This is a genomic window from Alcanivorax limicola, from assembly GCF_019931215.1.
GTDB classification, from domain to species: Bacteria; Pseudomonadota; Gammaproteobacteria; order Pseudomonadales; family Alcanivoracaceae; genus Isoalcanivorax; species Isoalcanivorax limicola.
On the sequence record NZ_JAIOUB010000001.1, the window covers coordinates 567,623 to 590,019 of the forward strand.

Consider the following 22,397-nt stretch of genomic DNA (forward strand, 5'->3'; position numbering starts at 1 on the left):
CCGCGCGGCAAGGCTCGCGTCAGAAGGCGGCAACGGCCTTGAGGATTTCCTGCTTGAGGTCTTCGTAGCTGTGCACCGCCGGGAACTGCGGGAATTCATCAATCACGTTTTGCGGTGCATGCAGCAGAATACCGGCGTCCGCTTCGGCCAGCATGGTCGTGTCATTGTAGGAATCACCCGCTGCGATGACCCGATAGTTCAGGCCATGCAGTGCCTTGACCGACATGCGCTTGGGGTCTTTCTGGCGCAATTTGTAGTCGGTGATGCGCCCTTCCGCATTCACTTCGAGTTTGTGGCACAACAGCGTCGGCCATCCCAACTGCCGCATCAGCGGCTGGGCGAACTCATAGAAGGTATCGGAAAGGATGATTACCTGGAATCGCTCGCGCAACCAGTCAACGAATTCCCGGGCGCCTTCCAGCGGGCCCATCTCGCCAATCACCGCCTGAATATCCGGCAAGCCGTAGCCATGCTCGTCCAGAATCGCCAGGCGCTGCTTCATCAGCACATCGTAATCCGGGATATCCCGGGTCGTTGCACGCAGGGCGTCGATACCAGTGCGTTCGGCAAAGTTGATCCAGATTTCCGGTACCAGGACCCCTTCCAGGTCGAGACAGACGATATCCACGAGCTTCCCCTGACAGTTTGCGTAGCACCACGGCTGTGGTGGCGGCGACAATTTAGCCTCAGCACCGCCTGATTACAACCGCTTCGCGTGGCCGTCAGGCCGGGTCTGGTTATAACCTTAGAACCAGACAATGGTTCAGACCGCTGCCGCGCGCTGCTAGACTGCCGGTCCCTGAGCAAAGCCGATATCGTGTTGCCATGACCCAGACCGCACAGCCCCCCCTGACCGACCAGGCCATCGCCGAGTGGAATGACGCCCTGCAAAAGGCGTCCCCGCGCCAGTTACTGGAAGAGGCGTTTGAGCGCTTCGAGCGCATCGCCATTTCCTTCAGTGGTGCGGAGGACGTGGTGTTGATTGATCTTGCCATGCGCCTCAAGCAGGCAGGCAAACAGGTGCAGGTGTTTACGCTGGATACCGGGCGGCTGCACGCACAGACCTACGCCTTTATAGAGAAAGTGCGCAACCATTACGGTATTGATATCGAGGTCATGTTTCCCGACGCCACCCGGGTAGAACGCCTGGTGCGTGAGAAAGGCCTGTTCAGCTTCTACCAGGACGACCATGGCGAGTGCTGCGGTATTCGCAAGGTTGAGCCGCTGAAACGCAAACTGGCAACACTGGATGCCTGGATCACCGGTCAACGCAAGGACCAGTCCCCGACCCGCGCCGAAATCCCGCTGGTACAGGCGGATACGGCGCTGGCCGCGCCAGGCCAGCAGTTGATCAAGTTCAACCCGCTGGCCAACTGGTCTTCACAGCGGGTCTGGGACTATATCCGTGGCAACGAGGTGCCTTACAACCCGCTACACGAACAGGGCTTCGTGTCTATCGGCTGTGAGCCCTGCACCCGCCCTGTCCTGCCCGGTCAGCACGAACGTGAGGGGCGCTGGTGGTGGGAAGAGGCCACGAAGAAAGAGTGCGGGTTGCACGTTACCAACATCTCCTGAGCCCCGGGCTACAGGATCGGCAACTCGATACTGGCGAACAGCTTTGCCACCTCATCGCGGCTGTGGCACCCCACAGCCTGATCGACCCGCTCGCGAGTCAGATGGGGGGCGAAGGCGCGCATGAACTCGTACATGTAGCCGCGCAGCATGGCGCTGCGGTGAAAACCGATGTGCGTGGTGCTGGCCTCGAACAGATGGCTGGCATCAAGCTTCACCAGATCGGCATCCTGCACCGGGTCCACCGCCATATGCGCCACGATCCCCACCCCCATGCCCAGCCGCACATAAGTCTTGATGACATCGGCATCCGCCGCCGTAAAGACGACCCTGGGGTTCAGATTCTTCTGGCGGAACGCTTCGTCAAGCTTGCTGCGCCCGGTAAAACCAAACACATAAGTGACCAGCGGATACTTGGCCAGCTGCTCGATGGTCAGCCGCTCGGTCTGTGCCAGGGGATGATCCTTGAGCACGATCACCGTCCGGTTCCAGTGGTAACAGGGCATCATCACCAGGTCCGAAAACAACCCCAGTGACTCAGTCGCGATGGCGAAATCCACCTCACCGTGGGCGGCCAGCTCGGCAATCTGGGTTGGCGTCCCCTGGTGCATATGCAGGGACACGGCGGGAAAGCGCTCGGTAAACTGGTGAATGACCGGCGGCAGCGCATACCGGGCCTGCGTATGGGTGGTGGCAATGCGCAACTCGCCCGTGCCCTCGTCCCGGTACTCCTGGGACACCCGGCGAATGGCCTCGACATGCTGCAGAATCTCACCGACCTTGTGCAGTATCTGCTGCCCCACCGGGGTGACATGGGTGAGATGCTTGCCGGCGCGGGCAAATATGATGACCCCCAGCTCTTCTTCCAGCATCTTGATCTGCTTGCTGATGCCGGGCTGGGAGGTATAAAGAGACTGGGCAGTGGCGGAGACATTCAGCTCGTGTCTGGCGACTTCCCAGGCGTAGCGCAGTTGCTGCAGTTTCATCCTGATGCTCCTGCCGATCGGTTATAAGACAGGTGCCCAGTATGCGTCCGGGGTATAAAAGATACCAGTTCAGCCTTTACCTTCATTGCTCAGTGCTTCATTGCTGACACCGTGGGGCACATGGCCCGCCGCAACATGACGTGCGGCGGAGATACAATGCCCCTGCTGGTCGTCAAAGAACACGTCCGCGCCGAAGTTATCCAGAAACACCCCCTTGTCCAGTCCGCCGAGGAAGAGGCTTTCGTCGATGCGGACATCCCAGGCCCGTAATGTGCGCACTACCCGTTCATGCGTCGGCGCCGACCGCGCCGTGACCAGCGCCGTGCGGATAGGGCAGTCGTCCTGGCTGAATTCCTGCTGCAATTTATGCAAGGCATGGAGAAAGCCCTTGAAGGGCCCGCCGGAGAGCGGCTCCCGGGCGCTGCGTCTTTCATTGGCGGTGAACGCCTCCAGCCCACCGGTCTGGAAGATGCGTTCGGACTCGTCCGAGAACAGCACGGCGTCGCCATCGAAGGCAATGCGTAACTGATCGCCGTCCCGAGCCTGGGCATTGCCCGAGAGGATCGTGGCGGCGGCGAACCCGGCATCCAGGGCGCCACGCACATCCTCAGCGTGGGTGGAAAGAAACAGATGCGCGCCGAAGGCTGACACATAGCGGTGCGGGCTGGCCCCGCCAGCAAAGGCCGCCCGGATGATCGGCAACCCGTAATGTTCGATGGAGTTGAAGACCCTCAGGCCCGTGTCGGAGCTGTTACGGGATAACAGGATGACCTCGACCCGGGGTGTCGCCAGACGGCTGTTGATGGCCAGCAGCTTCTGCACCAGCGGAAAGGCATCGCCGGGCGCGAGCACCTCATCCTCATGCGCAACCTGATACTCCTGATAGGCCTCAAGCCCCTGCTCTTCGTAAACGCGGTGGCTCTCCTGCAGATCGAACAGCGCGCGGGAGCTGGTAGCGATAACCAACTTGCCATCAAAGTTAACCGGCATGGACTTCCTCACCTGGACAGGATGTACGTCACAGCAGTCTACCTCAGCGGGTCCGGCTGGAACATCAACACAACAATAGACTGTGTTGTCGAGCCTGGATTTGTGGCATAAAGTGATTACGACGCGTCCTCTCCGTGCGCCGCGTCATCCACGTAGATAAGGTAGGGAGTCATCCATGGCTGCAAAGAAGGTTAAAGATCGCGTAGATGAACTGCAGGCGCAGATCCGCAAGCTCGCAGAGCGTTTCGATCAGGAAAGGGAAAAAAAGGTCTCATCGCTTGAGCAACAGCTGGAAAAGGCACGCGAGCGTGTCAGCCAGGAAATCCAGCGTCAGCGCGAGAACCTCGGCAACCTGGAGAACATCCAGTCAGAATACCGCGACAAGGCCAACGCCAACCTCAAGAAGCAGCTCGATCGTGCGCGCAAGAGCGTCGAGGATGCGCGTCACCGGGTCAGCGAATCCGAGACCCGCAAGCGGCTGCTCGAAGCCGAAGTCCGTGTGCTGAAGGCCACAGCCAAGCAAGCTCACAGCCTGGCCAAGGTCATCAGCCAGTATGAAAAGGACCTGGAGAAACGGGCCCGTGAGATCGAGAAGAAGGCCAAACCGCCAGTGAAAGCCGCAGGTAAAGCACCTGCCAAAGCGGCGAAGAAGGCTGCAGCCAAAAAAGCACCCGCAAAGAAAGCAGCAGCAAAGAAAGCCCCTGCAAAGAAAAAGGCAGCCGCACGCAAGAAAGCAGTAGCGAAAAAGGCATGACTGCCAGCCCGATAGTCAGGTCTGGCCGCCAGACCTGACTATCGGAGCATCGAGCGCCTGTTCAGCCCGCCCCGGACAGCATGTTCTGAAAGTGCAGCACCACCGGTTCCTTCTGCTCACGCCCCATCGCGGGCAATCCTTTCTCGATCGCCATATACGCCGCCTTGCGAATCGTACCGCGCGCAGTCGCCACCATGCCGCGATTGAAGGCATTCAGCGGTACACAGGCAACCAGTGCGTCCAGAAAATATACCAGCGCCCCGTCACAGACCGCCTTCAGGCTCTCGACCAGCTTCGGCGTCTGACCTGCCTGGCCTGCCAGAAAATCCCGGAACGTGGTGACCAGTTGATCTCCGGCAGTGCCGTCAAGCGGGAATGCCATATACAGCTGACCCTCCTGCTCGCACATCAGGCTGCGAAAATGCGCGGCCAATGCGCCCTGCTCCGCGACGCCGGTCTTGCCCAGCAAGCTGCGCAGCAACGCTCTGGCGGCCTTGTTGATGACCTTCACCCCCTTGTGAATCATGCTGACCACGCTGCCCTCGGCGCCAACCGCGTCGATAGGCCCGTCAAAAAAAGCGGCCAGCAGGTCACTGACGAAGTCCTCACCCACGGCTTCCAGCAACGCAAGGTGTGCGGTTTCCGGCTCGGCGTCGGCTTGGCTGATGAAGTGACGCAGATTCTCTTCGAGGCGCGGGGAGGCAGGGAATGCCATCCGGATAGCATAGTCGGTCATGCAACAGTCCTGATCTCTTGTCTGGGCGCGCATTGTAAAGCCATCACGGATGCGCGGCCCAGCGACAAGCCCGCGCGCCGTTGGCCGGAGGATGCGGCCCACCAGTCTGCAGGGTCATAGCAAACGCGGCCTCAGGCACCCAACTGCCTGTGCAGACGCCATTCGGGCAACGCCGCCAACAAGCGAGTGACGGAAGCAACGACCGCCTCTTCCTGTTCTGCTTCCAATGCTTGCCGTGCGCTGTCCTGCCGCCGCCGCTCCTCCCGGGGCAGTGCGTCACGCTCGGCACCGATGGCAAAGGCAGCTGCGCTGTCCGCCAGTTGATGGATCGGTCCCAGGTCCAGCGGGTGCGGCGGGCGCTCTCTCAGTTTGTCGAGCAACGATGCCAGGCGTAATGCGCCCTCGGTGAGATTCATCTGCTGCTGGAGCACCGCACGGCACATGATCTCCATCTGATCCAGCAACGCGTCCTGCCCGGCATGGCGCCGCTGTTCATCGGCGCGGGCCCGCTGCCAGACCCGTCGCCACAGCCACAGTGCGTAAGCGGCCAGTGCGAGGATGATAGCGAGGGCAAACAGAATCCAGTGCATCGTGTCTCCTTGTTCCGTGATGGTGTCGGGTTGTTCCGTGATGGCGCCGGTCATCGAATAATCGCTCGACATCCATACCGTTAACAATGGCTGGGTGCTGTGAAGACGTATTGTTAAGACAGGTACAGCGCTGTCATGATTGCCTCTGCCCGAGATACGCGGCATTTGACTGGACAGGAGCAACCCTTTTGAACACATCACCGCCGGCGGCGTTGCAAGCAGTGCCGCAGGGCCTGTGGGACACAGTCTCGGCCTGGACGCCCTGGCTGGTCGGTAGCGGCATTGCGCTGGGTCTGGCATCTATGGTGCTGATCCCCTGGCTGATCATCCACATGCCGGCGGATTATTTCGTGGCGCCGCGCAAACCGCGCCTGCGCAGCACGCTGATGCATTCACTGATCTGGGTGGCGCGCAACCTGCTGGGGCTGACACTCGTGCTGTTGGGGTTGATACTGCTGTTCCTGCCGGGGCAAGGCCTGTTGACCATTCTGCTGGGGCTCGGCGTCAGTACATTCCCCGGGAAATACCGTCTGGAACGCGCTATCATCCGCCGTCGCGCGGTCTATGACAGCATCAACTGGATACGCCGTCGGTATAAGCGTACCCCGCTTGTCTACCCTGCCCCCGAACTTTCTGACGATGAACGCGAACGCTGACCCACTGCAGCGGGAGAAAACGCATGCCTGACATCACGAGCCCCGCCATCCGCTGGCACGGCAACGCTCTTTCGCTGCTCGATCAGCGCCTGCTGCCTGGCCAGACCCACTGGATTACGCTGCACACCGCCGCTGAAGTCGCCGAGGCCATTCGCGACATGGTGGTGCGCGGCGCCCCGGCAATCGGGATTGCTGCCGCCTACGGCGTGGTCCTTGAGGCGCGCCGTCTCGATGCTGCTGCCAGCGCTGCGACCCTGGCCGACGCCTTTGCCGTGCTTGCGGCCAGCCGCCCCACGGCCGTCAATCTGTTCTGGGCCCTGCGTCGCATGCAAGAGAACGCCGCAACCCTCCAGGGCCAGCCCCTGATCGCCGCGCTGGAGCAGTGCGCCTGCGACATTCATACCGCAGATCAGGCGATGAACCGGCGCCTGGCCGACTTTGGCGTGCCGCTGTTACCGGAAGGGGGCTGCATTTACACCCATTGCAATACCGGCGCCCTCGCCACCGGCGGTCACGGCACCGCATTGGGAGTGATTCGCTCGGCCTGGGCAGCAGGACGGATCAGTGGCGTCTACGCCGGGGAAACACGCCCCTGGATGCAAGGCAGCCGCCTGACCAGCTGGGAACTGATGCAGGAACAGATTCCGGTCACCCTGGTCGTGGACAGCGCGGCCGGCCACCTGATGCAACAGGGGCGCGTTCAGGCGGTGATTGTCGGTGCCGACCGCATCACGGCCAACGGTGATACCGCCAACAAGATCGGCACCTATTCACTGGCCGTACTGGCGCGCCATCATGGCCTGCCCTTTATCGTCGCGGCACCCCTGTCAACGATTGATCCCCAGCTGGCATCCGGCGCGGCCATCGAGATCGAGGAACGCCCGGGCAACGAAGTGCGCGGCCTGCAGGGCAATATCATTGCGCCGGCGGACGTCCACGTTGCCAACCCGGCATTTGATGTCACGCCGGCCGCGCTGATCACCGCCATTGTCACCGAACGCGGCGTGATACACCGCCCTGACGCTGATAAAATGGCGGCTCATCTCAATGAGGTTTCTGCATGACAGCCCCCGGCAATCCTCACGGCAGCCCTGCCCGCCCCTGGTCCTCCAGTGATTTTCGCGCCGCCGCGCGCAGCATCGCGGCCACCGGCGTGCGTATTTACGACCATGGCTGGTCACCGGCTACCAGCAGCAACTATTCCATGCGCCTCAACGATCGCTTCTGCGCCGTGACCGTTTCCGGGCGCGACAAGGGCCTGTTGACCGAAGCGGACATCATGGTCGTCGGCATGGATGGCACACCAGCCAGCGAGGGTAAGCCCTCCGCGGAAACCGGGCTGCACACGCAACTTTACCGGCGCTTGCCAGGCGCGGCCGCCGTGCTGCACACGCACTCCCCCGCCAGTACGGTGCTGACCATGCACTACCCGCAGGAGGCCACGCTGGTACTGGAAGGCTATGAACTGCTCAAGGCGTTCACCGGCATCACGACTCACGAAAGCCGCCTTGAAATCCCGGTGTTCGATAACACCCAGGATATCGATGCACTGGCCGCTGAGGTCGATGCGGCCATGGACGCGGGACGCATCACACACGCCTACCTGATCCGCGGGCACGGGGTGTACACCTGGGCGGACTCCATGGCAGCCTGTTATCGTCAACTTGAAGCGCTGGAGTTTCTGTTTTCGGTGACCGTCCAGCGACGTATGCTGGGCACCAGAACGTAACACACACCAAAGCGAGAATTCTTTATGAGCCGGATACGCGTCTACGCTGACCAGTCCCCCGACACACCGCAGCAGGAAAGCAATGACCATGCGGATATTGCCGGCATTCTGGCCACAGCCGGGGTGCTCTTCGAGCGCTGGAAAACCGATCAGCCGCTCGCGCCCGGTGCCAGCCAGGACGAGGTTATTGAGGCATATCGTGCTGATATCGACCGCCTGATTTCAGAGCAGGGTTATCAGACCGTCGATGTCATCAGCCTCAATGCAGACCACCCGGACAAGGCTACCCTGCGGCAGAAGTTTCTGGACGAACATCGGCACAGCGAAGATGAAGTGCGCTTCTTTGTCGCCGGCAGCGGCCTCTTCAGCCTGCATATCGACGACAAGGTTTACGAGGTGCTGTGCGAACAGGGCGATCTGATTTCCGTACCTGCCAACACGCCCCACTGGTTCGATATGGGCCCCAACCCCTCTTTCATTGCCATCCGCTTGTTCAATAACCCGGACGGCTGGGTCGCCAACTTTACCGGCAGCGATATCGCCAGCCAGTTTCCGAGGCTGGAAAATTGACCATTCGAGCCATCGTCACAGACATCGAAGGGACCACCAGCAGCATCTCCTTCGTCAAGGATGTGCTGTTTCCCTACGCCGCAGACAAACTGCCCGGCTTTCTCGCTACGCACTGGCAGCACTCAGCGGTGAAAACGCAGATTGATGCGCTGGCCGCCCTGACCAATACGCCGATAGAAAGCCCGGAAGCGGCCAACCGCATTCTGCAGCAGTGGATTGTCGAGGATCGCAAGGCCACCCCGCTCAAGGCACTTCAGGGTATGGTCTGGCGACAAGGCTATGAAAACGGTGACTATCAGGCCCACGTCTACCCGGACGTGGCTGACGTGTTGCGGCGCTGGCACCAGCAAGGCATCGCCCTGCATGTGTACTCGTCCGGCTCGATTGCCGCGCAGAAGCTGTTCTTTGGCTACAGCGAGGCTGGCGATCTGACCCCGTTGTTCACGGGCTACTTCGATACCACCACCGGTCCGAAACAGGACGCAGACAGCTACCGCAAGATTGCCGAAGCCATCGGCATCCCGGCCGAGCTGACGCTGTTCCTGTCAGATATCCCCGCCGAGTTGGACGCAGCGCGCGCTGCCGGCATGCGCACCACACTGCTGGATCGCGACAATACCTTGCGCGACCAGAGCGCTCACCCCCGCGTTATCAGCTTCAGCGATATCGCACTCTGACGTCTGAACCCTGACCTCTGAACCCTGATTCAGACAGGCTTCGGATCACTGGCGGCGAGTATCACGAAACGACTATCGCCGCCGATCTGCCGCACTTGCGCGAAATGCCGCTGCAGGATGCTGTCGTAACGCAGGTGCCGGTTACCGATCACCTGCAACACCCCACCCGGCAGCAACCGCTGCGCAGCCTGCCGAAACAGCATTCTGGCCACGCGATCGTCCACCGCATGCCCGCGGTGAAACGGCGGATTCAGCAGGATCAGCGCAAAGCGCTCAGGCCCCTCAGCCAAACCGGACAGCCCGTTACCCAGATGAAAGTGAGCCGTTTCCTCAGGCAGATATCGCTGCATATTGTCGCGGGCACTTTCCACGGCAAGCCAGGACTCATCACAGAACGTCACGGGCACCCCGGGATTGCGCTGCGCGGCGGTCATACCAATCACCCCGTTGCCACAGCCCAGGTCCGCAATCGGCCCGGTAACCCCGCGAGGCACCGAGGCCATGAACAACCGGGCTCCGATATCCAGCTGCTGCTGGGCAAACACCCCGGCATGCACCGTCAACGACCAGTCCTGCTCCCGCACGGCCACACGAGTCGGATACGACGCCTTTGGCACCGGATGCGCCGGCACTTCGGCACGTAATCCATGCGCCTTGTGGCGACCGCGCAGCAGGGTCAGCGGGCCCAGATAATGCCGCACCCGGTCGACCAGCCCACCCGGCAGATGCTTGTCCATCCAGGCCAGTAATACGGGCGTCCCCGGTGCCATACTGCCCAGCCGACTGAGCTGTGCTTCCAATAACGCCATCTGCTTGGGCACGCGAATCAGGACCACCGATGGGGTCTCCGGCCATGCCTCCAGCGGCCAGCGCCAGCGGTCATCGGGGAGATCCATCTCATTGTCCCTGGCGTTGGCCTGCAAGGCGGCCCGCGCCAGCCAGGAGTCTCCGCTGCTGTAGACGTCGCCGCCATCCTGCTCCGGTCTCGAGGCAGCGCGCAAAGACAGCGCTAGCGCCCCGCACTGGTCATTGAGTACCAGCGGCGCGCCTGACGCGGCCGCGCCGAGATTGCTGTACTCGTCCAGCAGGTAGAGGTCGGCGCCGTCCCAGGCGCGCAGTGTTTCATTGCGCAGGCGCGGGTAGCGGCGCAGCGTGAGGCGGGCCAGCGGGTGTTCGAACCGGGTATCAACGGGGGGCTGTGTCATGGCGGCGGATTATACAGAAAGGCTGGCAATCGACGTAAATATTGATAGAATGCCCACCGCTTCGGAGTATAGCTCAGCCTGGTAGAGCACTACGTTCGGGACGTAGGGGTCGCAGGTTCGAATCCTGCTACTCCGACCAGATATACATCTGCCTTCCCGGGGCAGACACAAAAGGCCGCCTCGTGCGGTCTTTTTTGTGCCTGGTTATTCGTTCGGGCGTTTGCCATTCTGGGTGGGTTTGGTGGTTGTGGCCCTCGGGGGGCGGGAAAGGTTTTCAGAACACGCCGTTGCCCCCCCCCCTCCGGGTCCGGCCCGCCATCACAGATGCCGTGCGTTCGACTGCGCGCGACGCATGCGTCGCAACACGCTTGTCTCACCCCTGGGGGCTTGGTTTCGGCATCCTGCCTCAAACAGTCCTGAAAACCTTTCCCGCCCCCCGAGGGCCGCCACGCTCAGCCTGACTAATAAACTCGAAGCCAACTGCCGGTTTTGTTCCTACAGAAAGTTGAGGCAAACCACCGAACTCAGAATTTCCTGCCAGCGTTGAGTCGGGGTATGCCCTGGAGGGACCTCTTTGGCCAGGGATGGCCAAAGCGCGAGCGACCAGGGACGGCTTGAGCGGTCCCGGAAGGGCATACCCCGGCTCAACGCGTACTCGCTGGAGGGTGACCCACCTGCAAAAGAGCCCCACACTCAATCCGCGATGAGTTTTTTAAGACCACAAGAACAGGTGTATGCTCGCACCTGTCCTCAAGGGGGGAACATCATGATTCGATCACTATTGCTACTTGTTGCCACCACCACCACCCTGCTGAGCGGCTGTGGCAACCTGGCACAGATTGCCTACGATACCGGCCTGCGGGCCGAGACCAGCCGGGCGCAGTTGGCCGGGCATACACTGACCCTGCCGGCCCGTACCGATGATGCTGCCGTAGACTGGCACTATCTGGCGACCAAGGGCTTTCACAGCAATCGGGATACCGATCAACGTCCGGTGGTGTTGCTGGTGCACGGCTTCGGCGCCGACAGCAGCAACTGGCTGCGGATGATTATCGAGCTCAAGCACGACTTTCTTTTCGTCGTACCGGATCTGCCCGGGCATGGCGCCAGCAGCGGTGATACGGACACCGATTACCGCCTTGAGGCACAAGCGCGGCGACTGCTGAGCCTGATGTCCGCATTGGACGTTGAGGCGTTTCATGTGGCCGGCAACTCCATGGGCGGCGCCATCAGTCTGGAAATGGCGCGTCTGGCGCCGACGCGTGTGCGCACACTGGGTCTCGTCAATGCGGCGGGGCTCACCCTGCAAACGCCTGAATTCCTGGCGTTGATATCCGACGGCGGTAATCCGTTGATTCCCCGGGATGTGGCGGATTTCCGGGAGACGCTGAAGTGGGCCATGGCGGAGCCGCCCTGGCTGCCGGATTTCTTCGTGCGGGTCATGGGTGAGAAGAAAGCGGCCAATGCGGCGCGGATGGACAAGGTCTGGGCGGACCTGGGTGAAGACCCTGCCATGGCACGCGGAGAAGACGATGGCGCCGTGCTGGCGAGCATCAACAATCCGGCGCTGGTGATCTGGGGAGATCAGGATCGGTTGCTGAGCAATGAGAATGCCGACCGCTTTATCGAGTACTTGCCAAACAGCCGGAAAATCATGCTGCCGGGTATCGGCCATGCGCCGATGGTGGAGGCGCCGCGTGATACAGCCATGGCGCTGGGTGCATTCTGGTTGCAGCAAGAGGGTCTTGCTGAAGAGAGCATGGCAGAGCGTCAGTAAATCAGCCGACGGCGCGCCGCTCCGGCGGCGTCCAGTCGAAGGGCACCTTGTAGGCCATCAGGAAGCCGCCCAGTGTGATGAGGACACGGGAAATACCGATATACGAATCCGGTATCTGTATCTTTTCAGCACGTAATGCATCCAGCAGGGCCTGCACCGCCTGAACCGGATGCTCGTTCTTGAGCTTGTCGGTCAGGACATACTGCGATAACGCTTGCAGGGTTTGCGCGTTGCCGCCCACGAACCCGGCCTGGCGAAACAGTTCAGCCGCGTCGACGTCTCCTTCGAACCCCATCAGCCCGTAGAGAAGTCGTGAATAGCGCCGTACTTCATCCGGTGTCAGCCGACCGATTACGCCGTAATCCAGAATGGTGATACAGCCCGCTTCGTCGACGATAAAGTTGCCGGGATGCGGGTCCGCCTGATAGATGCCGAAGCGGGTCACTTGTTGCAAGTAGCTGGCGAACAGGCGATTCAGTAGCGGTGCCGCCTGCTCCGGATGCGCGTCAAGGTACTCGCGCAGACGATGCCCGGGCACCCAGCCAGTGACGAGGACTTGTTCACCGCTGAGGGCGTCAAACAAAGGCGGCACGGCAATGCCCGGCGGGTGCGGCTGTCGCGCAAACCGGCGCAGGTTTTCCGCCTCATTGCGAAAATCCAGTTCCGTTGCGGTCATCGTCAACAGCTGTTCGGTAATCTGCACCACATCCAGCTCTCGCACCAGTGGCGCCAGCAGCCGCGCCAGCAAACGAAATATCCGGCTGTCCTGTTCAAACAGTCTGGCGACATCCGGCATGCGGATCTTCACTGCCACGTCTTCGCCGCTGACCAGCGTGGCGCGATGGACCTGGGCAATCGAGGCGGTGGCCGCTGGCACCAGATCAAATGCGGTGAAGCGCTGCGTCCAGTCCTTGCCGAATGCGGCAATCAGTACCGGCTTGAGTTGATCGAAATGCAGTGCAGGGGCTTCGTTCTGGAACGGCGCCAGCGCATCAATGTAAGGCTGCGGCAATATGTCCGGTCGGCAACTGAAAAACTGCGCCGCCTTGACCCATGTTGCACCATTATGACGACACAGGCGCGCCACACGTTCAGCGGCGCGGGCATGCTGGTCCATCAGATCGTGAGAGCCTGAGGCCTTGCCGCGCCCATAGATCGCCAATACTTCAGCCAAGGTGGTCAGCGCACGCACATAGCGGCCACGTCCGGCGAACAGGCTGCTGACTGCCTGCCTGCCAAGGATGACGTTGTCTCTCAATCCGCCCAAGTGGTGCTCCCCGCGATGTAAAGCCCGCGCATTATGGCATGCAGGTCAGAAAAACACATTGCACCAGATTCCGGTTGAACAATGCCTGTCGAGTTCGTAAGGTTCTCATTTTCATGAACACACTCGTAGTCCACTTCTGACAGGGAGCCCCGCATGGCGGCCAGAAAGACCCATGAGATCAAGACCCGGGGCATTACCATTCTGCAGAACGGACACAAGGAAATACGGCGCCTCAAGAAAGCCAGCCATACGCCATCGATTCACGGCCACAAGGTGTGGAATTCCAGCTATGTGGTGATGGATTATCTCAAGCGCAAACCGCCGGCAAAGGGCAGCCATCTGATGGATATCGGATGCGGCTGGGGCATTCTCGGCATCTACGCTGCCAAACGCCTCGATGTGCAGGTCACCGGGGTAGATGCCGATCCCGATGTCCTGCCCTACCTCACCCTGCACGCGGCACTCAACTGCGTTGACATCACACCGCTACGCTGCCGCTTCGAAAAGCTGACGAGCAGGAAACTCCAGGGCGTGGAGACCATCACGGGCGCCGACATCTGCTTCTGGGATGAGTTGACCCCGGTGCTCTTCAAGCTGATTCGCCGGGCGCTCAAGGCGGGTGTGCAGCGCATCATCATTGCCGATCCCGGCCGGGCGCCCTTCTATGCGCTGGCCGAGCTGTGCCAGGAAAAGCTCAATGCCCGAGTGATCGAGCGGCGTACGGCCAATCCCAAGCCCGCCAGTGCCGATCTGCTGATCATCGAGGCCGGGTAATCTGTCCTCGTGCAGCAGTTGACTGCGCTGCCCTGCTCTTGAATTCTGTCACGCAATCGCCATCTCTGTCGGTACATATCCCCGGTATGGATAACACGCATGCGCGAAGACGACGAGACTCAGGACAGCAACAACGGTAATGGCAACCATCACACCGACGCCTCCCCATCGCATTCCCTGATCGTGCCGGACCAGGCACGCCCGCAGCGCATTTACCTGCTGCCGGTCCACCAGCGCCCTTTCATGCCCGGCCTGGTACAGCCTGTGCTGTTTCCGCAGGAGGCCTGGCAGGGCACGGTAGAGCGTGTCAGCCAGACACCCCACCATGCGTTGGGGCTGATCTATACCGGTGACGGCGAGCAGGTGTCCGCCGAGCCGGATGACCTTTCCGGGAAGCTGCCCGACAATCTGCCAGAGTACGGTTGCCTGGTGCGCATCCATAATGCCGCCTCCGAAGACGGCACCCTGCAATTGATGGTGCAAGGCATCTCGCGCTTCCGCATCACCGGCTGGCTCAGCCGCAAGGCGCCCTACCTGGTGGAGGTGGAATATCCCGAGGCCGACCCGGCGGAGGCCAAGCGGGATGACGTCAAGGCCTATGCGCTGGCGATCATCAACACCATCAAGGAATTGCTGCCCCTGAATCCGCTGTATAACGAGGGCCTGAAAGCCTACTTGCAGAACTTCAGCCCCCGGGAGCCCTCGCCGCTGACCGATTTCGCGGCGGCGCTGACCACTGCGAGCGGCGATGAACTGCAAACCGTGCTGGATACCATTCCGCTGCTCAAGCGCATGGAAAAAGTGCTGGTGCTGCTGAAGAAAGAAGTCGAAGTCGCACGACTGCAGGGCAGCATCAACGAACAGGTCAACGAGAAGATCAGCAACCAGCAGCGCCAGTTTTTCCTGCGCGAGCAGCTCAAGATCATTCAGAAAGAGCTGGGTCTGGCCAAGGACGACCGCACCGCCGACATTGAAGCCTTTCGGGAACGCACGAAGCCTCTGACACTCCCCGATGCTGTCGCGACGCGGTTCGAGGATGAACTGCGCAAATTATCCATCCTCGAAACCGGCTCGCCGGAGTATGGCGTCACGCGGAACTATCTCGACTGGCTGACCCAGATTCCCTGGGGGCACTACACGCCGGACAATCTGGATCTGGGGCACGCCCGCGAGGTGCTGGAAACACATCATGCCGGCCTGGCGGACATCAAGGACCGCATCATCGAATTTCTCGCCGTCGGTGCCATGCGCGGCGAAGTGCGTGGCGCTATCGTTTTGCTGGTCGGCCCTCCCGGCGTGGGCAAGACCAGCATCGGCCGCGCCATCGCGGAATCCCTGGGGCGTCAGTTCTACCGCCTGAGCCTGGGTGGCATGCGTGATGAAGCAGAGATCAAGGGCCACCGGCGCACCTATATCGGCGCCCTGCCCGGCAAACTGGCCCAGGCCTTGAAGGACAGCGGCAGCAGCAATCCGGTGATCATGCTGGACGAAGTCGACAAGCTCGGGCAATCCTTCCAGGGCGATCCGGCTTCGGCTCTGCTGGAAGTGCTGGACCCGGAACAGAACCATCAGTTTCTGGATCACTATCTGGATCTGCGCATGGACCTGTCGCGGGTGCTGTTCATCTGTACCGCCAACACGCTGGATTCCATCCCGGCGCCGTTGCTGGACCGGATGGAAGTCATCCGCCTGGCCGGGTATATCACCGATGAAAAGGTGCTGATCGCGCGCCAGCATTTGTGGCCCCGTGCGCTGGAGCGCGCCGGTCTCAAGAAGAACCAGCTGAGCATTTCCGATGCAGCGCTGCGTCAGGTCATCGAGGGCTATGCCCGGGAGGCGGGTGTGCGCAACCTGGAAAAGCAGCTCAACAAGATCGTGCGCAAGGCCACGGTGAAATTGCTGGAAGGCGAGCGCCGCATCGCCATTAGCGGCAAGAACCTGGAGGCCTTTCTCGGCATGCCGCACTTCCGTGCCGAAAAGCCGCAACGTGGCGTCGGCGTGGTCACCGGCCTCGCCTGGACCTCCATGGGCGGCGCCACCCTGTCGGTGGAAGCCAGCCGGATTCATGATCACAGCCGCGGCTTCCGCCAGACCGGCCAGCTTGGGGATGTGATGCGGGAATCCAGTGAGATTGCCTACAGCTTCGTCAGCAGCCATATCAGCGACTTCGGCGGTGATCCTGACTGGTTCAAGGATGCCTCACTGCATCTGCATGTGCCGGAAGGGGCAACGCCCAAGGATGGCCCCAGCGCCGGTGTCACCATGGCCACTGCCCTGCTGTCGCTGGCCTGTAACAAGCCGCTCAAACGCAAGATTGCAATGACCGGCGAGCTGACACTCACCGGGCAAGTCCTCGCGGTGGGCGGCATCCGGGAAAAAGTCATTGCAGCACGGCGCGTCGGCATTCGGGAACTGGTCCTGCCGGAAGCCAACCGCAGTGATTACAGTGAACTGCCGGATTATTTGCGCGACAAGATTACCGTGCACTTCGCCAGCCACTACAACGATGTGCATGACGCGGTGTTTGGCAAACATGACGCCTGAGGCCCCGCCCCCGGACGCACCGCCCTACTTCATCGTACCGGCGTGTCACGAGCCCCTGATTGTGCGGCACCGGGATGCGCACTGCATTGTTGTGGAAAAGCCGGCCTTTCTGTTGTCGGTGCCCGGTCGCGGCCCGGAAAATCGGGATTCGGCGGCCCATCGGCTGTTACAGGATGAACCCGAGACGCGGGTGGTACATCGTCTGGATCTGGATACCTCCGGGCTGATGGTGTTTGCCGTGGGTATTGCAGCGCAGCGCGTGCTCAACAAAGCGTTCGCGGAGCGACAGGTGGAAAAGGAATATATTGCGGATGTTGACGGCCTGCCGGACGCAGACCAGGGCGAGATTACGCTCCCCATCGCGCCGGACTGGGCCAACCGGCCGCGGCAACGTATCTGTCATGAGCGCGGCAAGCAGGCGCTGACGCGCTACACGGTAATCAGCCGCGATGCCGGGGAACATCGCAGCCGCCTGTTGTTACGGCCGGTCACCGGCCGCTCGCACCAGTTACGCATTCACCTGAAGGAAATCGGTCACGCCATCCTTGGCTGCGATCTCTATGCACCGCCGGATGTCCTGGCGCGCAGCCCGCGCCTGCATCTGCATGCCAGCAAGCTCGGCTTTCATCATCCGGCCAGCGGCGAGTGGCTGCACTTCAGTTCACCGGCGCCGTTCTGAGCAAGCCTCCTTGCCTTACTGCCAGTCGTCACCGTAGTGATGCAACAACTCTTCCCCCGCGCGGATATTACACAGGGCTTCCACTGTGAGGTCTTCGTAGTACGCCACATTCGGCTTGAGATCATGGTTGATGTAGCGCAATTCGCAGGTGACCCGCATGGGCTGTTTGCCATCGTCAAGCCACAACACATGCGGACCATCCTCGCGTGCCGGTCGCGCACTGCACAGACCCAGCAACGTGCCCTCGGCAATATCCCTTCTGGCAAACAACCCCTTGCCATGCACCGGTGAGCGACCCACTTCAACCAGGTCGTCACGCACAAACGCCTTGCTCATAAACACACACCTGTTCCGCCAAGACCACAATACCCACCGGGGTTGCGGTCCAGATACTGCTGATGAAATGTTTCAGCATAATAAAACGGAGGCGCAGGGATAATCTCCGTGGTGATCTCACCACGCCCTGCCTGGCTCAGCGCTGCCTGAAACTGTTCACGACTCGCGTCGGCCTGCGCCTGCTGGGCCGCGTCAAAGCAGTAGATGCCGGAACGATACTGCGTACCCACATCATTGCCCTGGCGCATGCCCTGGGTCGGATCGTGGCTTTCCCAGAAGCACTTGAGCAACTGTTGATAGCTGATCTCATCGGGGTTGAAGACGACCAGCACCACTTCATTGTGCCCCGTGGCGCCACTGCACACTTCGTCATACACCGGGTGCGGTGTGAAGCCACCGGCATAACCCACGGCCGTGATGCGCACGCCGGGCAACTGCCAGAAGCGCCGCTCGGCACCCCAGAAACACCCCATACCAAACATTGCCTGCTCGCAGCCTGCTGGCCAGGGCGGCTGCAACGGCAAGCCAGTGATGCGATGGTTCTCGGTGACCGGCATCGGTGTCTCGCGCCCGGGCAGCGCTGTGTCTGCTGACGGTAACGTCTGCTTGTCACGCCTGAATCCGAACATGCTCTGTCTCCTGCTGGTACATCGCTGTCTATGTGCCACTATGTGTGACCTACTATCGCATGATTGGCGAAGAGGGTCATGGCACGCCGCAGGCTAACCCCTTTACAGGCCGTCACATGTGAACGCTTTGCCTCCTCGTCCGGGATGCTACTATGGAGCAATAATAATCATGCAGCAGGAGTGGATGCGTGAGCCTTCTTGACGCAGGAAAGGATCTGCGCCGTGCCAATACCCTGGCCGGCATTCTGTTCCGCTACGGCTTTGGCGATGTCATTCGCCGTCTCGGTCTGGCCGCACCGCTTGAACAGGCCGGCAAGCTGGTCCGGCAAGGCATTGATCGCGACCTGTTGACCATGCCGCCCGCCGAGCGACTGCGGCGCGCACTGGAAGAGATGGGGCCGACGTTCGTGAAGCTCGGGCAGATTCTGGCCACCCGGGTCGATATGTTTCCCCAGGACTGGATTGATGAATTCGGCAAGCTGCAGGACAACGCGCCACCGATTCCCTACGACACCCTGTTACCCCTGATCGAAAAAGCACTGGGCAAACCCGTGAACAAGGTTTTCCGGGAAATTGATCCGGTGCCGTTGGGCGTTGCCTCCATCGGCCAGGTACACAAGGCCACCACCCTGCGCGGTGAGGCGGTGGTGCTCAAGATCCAGAAGCCCGGCATTCGCGCCAAGATCGATTCTGACCTGCGTCTGTTGCGGCATCTGGCGCGTCTTGCCGTCGACAATTCTGCCGAACTACGCCGCTATCGGCCGCTGGAGCTCATCCGGGAATTCGAGCGCTCCCTGGGCCGGGAACTGGATTTCACCACCGAGGCACGCAGCGCCGATCGCATCCGCAAGAATTTGCGGCGCATCACCTGGGTCACCGTGCCGCGTGTCTATTGGCAGTACACCTCCGCCACGCTGAGCGTGCAGGAATTGATCGAGGGCATCCCCGCCCGGCATCTGGACAAACTCGACGCTGCAGGGATTGATCGGCCACTGATCGCCCGGCGTGGCGCCACCATCGCCTGGAAGATGGCGCTGGAAGACGGTTTCTTTCACGCCGATCCGCACCCGGGCAACTTTCTGATCATGCCCGGCAACCGCATCGGGATGCTCGATTACGGCATGGTCGGCAAACTGTCCCATGGTCGCCGCGAGCAGATGGTGCAGATCATGAAGGCCGTGGTAACGCAGGAGGCCGAGGGTTGTGCGGCTGTGCTGGCGTCCTGGTCTGACGGACAGCCCGTCAAGTTCGAGGCCCTTGTCGCGGATGTCGAGGATATTGTCACGCTGTACTACGGGGTGCCGCTGGCAGAACTCGATGTCACGGCATTGCTGGGAGACATCACCAGCCTGCTGCGCAACCATAATCTGGTGCTGCCGTCCGACATCGCCCTGCTGATCAAGGCCATCATCACACTGGAAGGCTTCGGGCGCCTCATTCATCCGGGTTTCGATGTGATGAGCGAAGCGGAACCCCTGATCCGGCGTATGATCCGTGCCCGCTACAGCCCCAACCGCCTGGCCAGAAGCCTGGGCCTGCGCGCGCTGGAAGCCGTGGACAAACTGTACGCACCACCGCCTGCCGTTGGCACGCCGAAACCGGAAGGCACCGGCATCGACCCGCGACAGCTGGAACGCCTGGTCGCACGCCTGGAACGCTCCCAGTATCGGCAGGTCCAAACCATGCTCACCGCCAGTGGCGTATTATGTGGCAGCCTGCTACTCGGCCATCGTGTCATGCCGGTAGTATGGGACATCTCCCTGCCGGGCCTGCTGATCCTCATGAGCAGCGGCGTGTGGGCAGGTTGGCTGCTGTTGGTGGCCCGCCGCCATTTGCGCATGTGGGACTGAATTGATCAGAAACTGATGAGACCAGCACTATGAAAAAAAACGCCTCTCCCCTGGGTCTGGAACAGCAGGTCACCCGCGGCAACTTCACGCGCCGTCAGATGCTGTGGTTAATGGCGATGGCCGGCGGCGGTGTGGTTACCGGCTGTGCCGTCAACCCGGTGACCGGTCAGCGGCAATTCATGGTCATGAGCCCGGCCGAAGAGCTGGCGCTGGACCGGGAGCACTCACCGCACCAGCTGTCAGCGGACTACGGCACGGTACGTGACCAGGGCCTGCGGCAATACGTCAGCAGCGTGGGCAAGGTGGTCGGCGACAACTCCCATCGTCCCGAGATGCCCTATAGCTACAATGCCCTGAACGCCAATTACATCAACGCCTATGCGTTTCCCGGCGGCACTATCGGCATCACCCGGGGCATCCTGCTGGAAATGGAAAGCGAGGCAGAGCTGGCGGCGCTGATTGGCCATGAAGTGGCTCATGTCAGCGCCCGTCATACCGCCCAGCGCATGTCCAAATCCACGGTTACCGGGCTGGTAGTGGCGGGTCTGGGTGTGGCGCTCGCCACGCAGATGGATGACAGCCGTGCGGCGCTGGCCATGGGCCTCGGCGGCATCGCCACCGGCGCACTGCTGGCGCGCTACAGTCGTGTAGATGAACGACAAGCGGACAATCTCGGTCTCGAGTACATGACCCGAGCCGGGCACAACCCGCAAGGCATGGTGGATCTCATGGACATGCTGCGGGCCCAGAACAGCCGGCAACCCTCCATGCTGGAGCAGATGTTTTCCTCCCACCCCATGAGCGAAGAGCGCTATCAGACCACCAAACGTGCGGCAGACAACGAGTACGCCCGCTTTCGCAATGCGCCCATGCATCGCGAGCGCTACATGGACAACACCGCGCGCCTGCGCCAGCTGCGCCCGGCGATCCAGCAACAGCAGCAGGCGGAAGCTGCCGCAGGGCAGAAAAACTATGCCGAGGCAGAGCGTCTGCTGAACCAGTCATTGCGCAGCGCGCCGGAGGACTACACCGGCCTCGTGCTGATGGCCAAGGTGCTGATGGTGCAGGACAAGCATGATCAGGCCAAACCCTTCCTGGACCGCGCCATTGCGGCTTATCCGCAGGAAGCCCAGGCACAGCATCTGGCCGGCATCGTCGCACTGGAGCAGGGTCAGGCGCAGACGGCACTGACCCGCTTTCAACGCTACGACAGCCTGCTGCCGGGCAATCCGAATACCCAGTTCTTTATCGGTTTGAGTCATGAAGGGATGGGGCAGACACCGCAAGCGCAAGCGGCCTATCAGCGCTATCTTCAGTCCGGCGCCACCGGGCAATCCGCGGAGTACGCGCGCCAGCGTCTGCAGTAACGCTGCAACTGGCTGACACCCCTGCAGCAGATCACCCTGCTGCGGGGGCCTTCAGATTATTTATAGTAGGCGTTGTCCGTTACCGTGTGGTCAGTCTTGTCGCGCACGGCCGTCAGTTCCGGGATACGCTCTTTCAGGGTGCGCTCGACACCGTCGCGCAAGGTCATGTCGACCGCAGAGCAGCCCTGGCAACCACCACCGAATTCCAGCACCGCCACATTGTCGTCCGTCAGTTGCAACAGGGCGACATTCCCGCCGTGGGCAGCCAGCCCGGGATTGATTTCGGAATAAAGAATGTAATTGATGCGCTCTTCCAGTGACGCATCCTCGCTGAGCTCCGGTACTCGGGACTTCGGCGCGCGGAAGGTCAGCTGCCCGCCCATGCTGTCCTTCTTGTAGTCGATCACTGCATCTTCGAGATAACGCACGCTGTTGCCGTCAATCCAGGCGTGAAACCCTTCGTAGTCGTAACGAACGTCCTTGTCTTCCTGCTCGCCTTCCGGGCAATAGGCCATGCAGCATTCCGCATGGGGTGTACCGGGGCGTTCCACGAAGATACGGACCCCCATGCCCGGTGTGCTCTGCTTTTCCAGCAGATCACGCAGGTATTCCTGGGCATTGGCTGTCACGGTAATCAGGTTATCTGTCACTGGGCTCTCCACATCTGAGCGCGTCAACTCGGCTTCTGTGTGCCGCCGGAACGGGCATC

The 22,397-nt window shown here is 61.3% G+C and carries 23 protein-coding genes and 1 tRNA gene; 14 read left to right on the forward strand and 10 right to left on the reverse strand.

The features are described from left to right. Positions 1-19: 19 nt before the first annotated feature. The gene (thrH, locus tag K8B33_RS02465) at positions 20-628 is read right to left on the reverse strand and encodes a bifunctional phosphoserine phosphatase/homoserine phosphotransferase ThrH (RefSeq protein WP_223422914.1); all 609 of its coding nucleotides are present in this window, start codon (positions 626-628) and stop codon (positions 20-22) included. 197 nt (positions 629-825) lie between these two features. Here thrH and K8B33_RS02470 point away from each other — a divergent pair, with 197 nt between their 5' ends. Further along, positions 826-1,575, forward strand: a complete 750-nt coding sequence (locus K8B33_RS02470) for a phosphoadenylyl-sulfate reductase (RefSeq protein ID WP_223422917.1) — start codon at positions 826-828, stop codon at positions 1,573-1,575. Positions 1,576-1,583: 8 nt separating this feature from the next. On the opposite strand, the gene cysB is transcribed toward K8B33_RS02470, so the two are convergent. Both cysB and K8B33_RS02480 read right to left on the reverse strand, forming a co-directional pair. After that, positions 1,584-2,558, reverse strand: a complete 975-nt coding sequence (cysB, locus tag K8B33_RS02475; RefSeq protein WP_223422919.1) for an HTH-type transcriptional regulator CysB — start codon at positions 2,556-2,558, stop codon at positions 1,584-1,586. 69 nt (positions 2,559-2,627) lie between these two features. After that, a complete protein-coding gene (locus K8B33_RS02480; protein ID WP_223422921.1) occupies positions 2,628-3,548 on the reverse strand; it encodes a 5'-nucleotidase in 921 nt (306 codons plus the stop codon). Positions 3,549-3,723: 175 nt separating this feature from the next. On the opposite strand from K8B33_RS02480, the gene K8B33_RS02485 reads away from it, so the two are divergent. Then, positions 3,724-4,302 carry a hypothetical protein gene (locus K8B33_RS02485; protein WP_223422923.1) on the forward strand — a complete coding sequence of 193 codons (579 nt, stop codon included), beginning with the start codon at positions 3,724-3,726 and terminating at the stop codon, positions 4,300-4,302. 61 nt (positions 4,303-4,363) lie between these two features. On the opposite strand, the gene K8B33_RS02490 is transcribed toward K8B33_RS02485, so the two are convergent. Together K8B33_RS02490 and K8B33_RS02495 are read right to left on the reverse strand one after the other, a co-directional pair. Beyond that, the gene (locus tag K8B33_RS02490; RefSeq protein ID WP_223422925.1) at positions 4,364-5,038 is read right to left on the reverse strand and encodes a hypothetical protein; all 675 of its coding nucleotides are present in this window, start codon (positions 5,036-5,038) and stop codon (positions 4,364-4,366) included. A 131-nt stretch (positions 5,039-5,169) separates the two neighbouring features. Continuing rightward, on the reverse strand, positions 5,170-5,628 hold the full coding sequence (locus K8B33_RS02495) for a DUF2489 domain-containing protein (protein WP_223422928.1): 459 nt from the start codon (positions 5,626-5,628) through the stop codon (positions 5,170-5,172). A gap of 188 nt (positions 5,629-5,816) precedes the next feature. Here K8B33_RS02495 and K8B33_RS02500 point away from each other — a divergent pair, with 188 nt between their 5' ends. The 5 genes from K8B33_RS02500 to mtnC are packed head-to-tail and all read left to right on the forward strand — an operon-like array spanning position 5,817 to position 9,260. Beyond that, positions 5,817-6,284 (forward strand): PGPGW domain-containing protein, encoded by a 468-nt coding sequence (locus tag K8B33_RS02500; protein ID WP_223422930.1) that lies wholly within the window; start codon positions 5,817-5,819, stop codon positions 6,282-6,284. Positions 6,285-6,307: 23 nt separating this feature from the next. Then, the gene (mtnA, locus tag K8B33_RS02505; protein ID WP_223422932.1) at positions 6,308-7,348 is read left to right on the forward strand and encodes an S-methyl-5-thioribose-1-phosphate isomerase; all 1,041 of its coding nucleotides are present in this window, start codon (positions 6,308-6,310) and stop codon (positions 7,346-7,348) included. Then, positions 7,345-8,013 carry a methylthioribulose 1-phosphate dehydratase gene (locus K8B33_RS02510; RefSeq protein WP_223422934.1) on the forward strand — a complete coding sequence of 223 codons (669 nt, stop codon included), beginning with the start codon at positions 7,345-7,347 and terminating at the stop codon, positions 8,011-8,013. Before mtnA ends, K8B33_RS02510 begins: the two co-directional genes overlap by 4 nt. 24 nt (positions 8,014-8,037) lie before the next feature. Next, positions 8,038-8,583 carry a 1,2-dihydroxy-3-keto-5-methylthiopentene dioxygenase gene (locus K8B33_RS02515; protein WP_223422937.1) on the forward strand — a complete coding sequence of 182 codons (546 nt, stop codon included), beginning with the start codon at positions 8,038-8,040 and terminating at the stop codon, positions 8,581-8,583. Further along, positions 8,580-9,260, forward strand: coding sequence for an acireductone synthase (gene mtnC / locus K8B33_RS02520; protein ID WP_223422939.1), 681 nt, complete (start codon positions 8,580-8,582; stop codon positions 9,258-9,260). The genes K8B33_RS02515 and mtnC overlap by 4 nt, the downstream gene beginning before the upstream one ends. A 29-nt stretch (positions 9,261-9,289) precedes the next feature. Here mtnC and K8B33_RS02525 read toward each other — a convergent pair whose 3' ends face one another. After that, a complete protein-coding gene (locus K8B33_RS02525; protein WP_223422941.1) occupies positions 9,290-10,465 on the reverse strand; it encodes a methyltransferase in 1,176 nt (391 codons plus the stop codon). 62 nt (positions 10,466-10,527) lie between these two features. Here K8B33_RS02525 and K8B33_RS02530 point away from each other — a divergent pair. Beyond that, positions 10,528-10,604: transfer RNA gene (locus K8B33_RS02530), tRNA-Pro, on the forward strand. A 627-nt stretch (positions 10,605-11,231) separates the two neighbouring features. Further along, complete coding sequence (locus tag K8B33_RS02535; RefSeq protein WP_223422943.1) at positions 11,232-12,242, forward strand: alpha/beta fold hydrolase; 1,011 nt, start codon at positions 11,232-11,234, stop codon at positions 12,240-12,242. Position 12,243: 1 nt separating this feature from the next. Here the strand turns inward: K8B33_RS02535 and K8B33_RS02540 are convergent, their stop codons facing one another. Next, positions 12,244-13,509 (reverse strand): ABC1 kinase family protein, encoded by a 1,266-nt coding sequence (locus K8B33_RS02540; protein WP_223422945.1) that lies wholly within the window; start codon positions 13,507-13,509, stop codon positions 12,244-12,246. A gap of 153 nt (positions 13,510-13,662) precedes the next feature. Here K8B33_RS02540 and K8B33_RS02545 point away from each other — a divergent pair, with 153 nt between their 5' ends. The 3 genes from K8B33_RS02545 (at position 13,663) to K8B33_RS02555 (ending at position 17,506) form a co-directional block, all read left to right on the forward strand. Continuing rightward, positions 13,663-14,283, forward strand: a complete 621-nt coding sequence (locus K8B33_RS02545; RefSeq protein WP_223422947.1) for a class I SAM-dependent methyltransferase — start codon at positions 13,663-13,665, stop codon at positions 14,281-14,283. Positions 14,284-14,382: 99 nt separating this feature from the next. Further along, positions 14,383-16,827: an endopeptidase La gene (gene lon, locus K8B33_RS02550; protein WP_223422949.1), complete on the forward strand. Its 2,445-nt coding sequence runs from the start codon at positions 14,383-14,385 to the stop codon at positions 16,825-16,827. Further along, positions 16,817-17,506 carry an RluA family pseudouridine synthase gene (locus K8B33_RS02555; RefSeq protein WP_223422951.1) on the forward strand — a complete coding sequence of 230 codons (690 nt, stop codon included), beginning with the start codon at positions 16,817-16,819 and terminating at the stop codon, positions 17,504-17,506. Before lon ends, K8B33_RS02555 begins: the two co-directional genes overlap by 11 nt. Before the next feature lie 15 nt (positions 17,507-17,521). Here the strand turns inward: K8B33_RS02555 and K8B33_RS02560 are convergent, their stop codons facing one another. Both K8B33_RS02560 and msrA read right to left on the reverse strand, forming a co-directional pair. Continuing rightward, positions 17,522-17,842, reverse strand: a complete 321-nt coding sequence (locus K8B33_RS02560; RefSeq protein WP_223422953.1) for an SET domain-containing protein — start codon at positions 17,840-17,842, stop codon at positions 17,522-17,524. After that, complete coding sequence (msrA, locus tag K8B33_RS02565; RefSeq protein WP_223422955.1) at positions 17,839-18,471, reverse strand: peptide-methionine (S)-S-oxide reductase MsrA; 633 nt, start codon at positions 18,469-18,471, stop codon at positions 17,839-17,841. Before msrA ends, K8B33_RS02560 begins: the two co-directional genes overlap by 4 nt. 188 nt (positions 18,472-18,659) lie before the next feature. Here msrA and K8B33_RS02570 point away from each other — a divergent pair, with 188 nt between their 5' ends. Together K8B33_RS02570 and K8B33_RS02575 are read left to right on the forward strand one after the other, a co-directional pair. Further along, positions 18,660-20,321 carry an ABC1 kinase family protein gene (locus K8B33_RS02570; protein WP_223422956.1) on the forward strand — a complete coding sequence of 554 codons (1,662 nt, stop codon included), beginning with the start codon at positions 18,660-18,662 and terminating at the stop codon, positions 20,319-20,321. Positions 20,322-20,350: 29 nt separating this feature from the next. Continuing rightward, a complete protein-coding gene (locus K8B33_RS02575; RefSeq protein WP_223422958.1) occupies positions 20,351-21,688 on the forward strand; it encodes a M48 family metalloprotease in 1,338 nt (445 codons plus the stop codon). A gap of 56 nt (positions 21,689-21,744) precedes the next feature. On the opposite strand, the gene nfuA is transcribed toward K8B33_RS02575, so the two are convergent. Then, complete coding sequence (gene nfuA, locus K8B33_RS02580; protein ID WP_223422960.1) at positions 21,745-22,338, reverse strand: Fe-S biogenesis protein NfuA; 594 nt, start codon at positions 22,336-22,338, stop codon at positions 21,745-21,747. Positions 22,339-22,397 lie beyond the last annotated feature (59 nt).

Excerpts from the sequence above, each read along its gene's own strand:
- cysB (WP_223422919.1), bottom strand. The coding sequence starts at position 2,558 with ATGAAACTGCAGCAACTGCGCTACGCCTGGGAAGTCGCCAGACACGAG.
- K8B33_RS02535 (WP_223422943.1), top strand. The coding sequence starts at position 11,232 with ATGATTCGATCACTATTGCTACTTGTTGCCACCACCACCACCCTGCTG.
- K8B33_RS02575 (WP_223422958.1), top strand. The coding sequence starts at position 20,351 with ATGAAAAAAAACGCCTCTCCCCTGGGTCTGGAACAGCAGGTCACCCGC.
- mtnA (WP_223422932.1), top strand. The coding sequence starts at position 6,308 with ATGCCTGACATCACGAGCCCCGCCATCCGCTGGCACGGCAACGCTCTT.
- K8B33_RS02510 (WP_223422934.1), top strand. The coding sequence starts at position 7,345 with ATGACAGCCCCCGGCAATCCTCACGGCAGCCCTGCCCGCCCCTGGTCC.
- K8B33_RS02525 (WP_223422941.1), bottom strand. The coding sequence starts at position 10,465 with ATGACACAGCCCCCCGTTGATACCCGGTTCGAACACCCGCTGGCCCGC.
- K8B33_RS02490 (WP_223422925.1), bottom strand. The coding sequence starts at position 5,038 with ATGACCGACTATGCTATCCGGATGGCATTCCCTGCCTCCCCGCGCCTC.
- K8B33_RS02545 (WP_223422947.1), top strand. The coding sequence starts at position 13,663 with ATGGCGGCCAGAAAGACCCATGAGATCAAGACCCGGGGCATTACCATT.
- K8B33_RS02470 (WP_223422917.1), top strand. The coding sequence starts at position 826 with ATGACCCAGACCGCACAGCCCCCCCTGACCGACCAGGCCATCGCCGAG.
- K8B33_RS02480 (WP_223422921.1), bottom strand. The coding sequence starts at position 3,548 with ATGCCGGTTAACTTTGATGGCAAGTTGGTTATCGCTACCAGCTCCCGC.
- K8B33_RS02515 (WP_223422937.1), top strand. The coding sequence starts at position 8,038 with ATGAGCCGGATACGCGTCTACGCTGACCAGTCCCCCGACACACCGCAG.
- msrA (WP_223422955.1), bottom strand. The coding sequence starts at position 18,471 with ATGTTCGGATTCAGGCGTGACAAGCAGACGTTACCGTCAGCAGACACA.
- lon (WP_223422949.1), top strand. The coding sequence starts at position 14,383 with ATGCGCGAAGACGACGAGACTCAGGACAGCAACAACGGTAATGGCAAC.
- K8B33_RS02555 (WP_223422951.1), top strand. The coding sequence starts at position 16,817 with ATGACGCCTGAGGCCCCGCCCCCGGACGCACCGCCCTACTTCATCGTA.
- K8B33_RS02495 (WP_223422928.1), bottom strand. The coding sequence starts at position 5,628 with ATGCACTGGATTCTGTTTGCCCTCGCTATCATCCTCGCACTGGCCGCT.
- K8B33_RS02485 (WP_223422923.1), top strand. The coding sequence starts at position 3,724 with ATGGCTGCAAAGAAGGTTAAAGATCGCGTAGATGAACTGCAGGCGCAG.
- K8B33_RS02560 (WP_223422953.1), bottom strand. The coding sequence starts at position 17,842 with ATGAGCAAGGCGTTTGTGCGTGACGACCTGGTTGAAGTGGGTCGCTCA.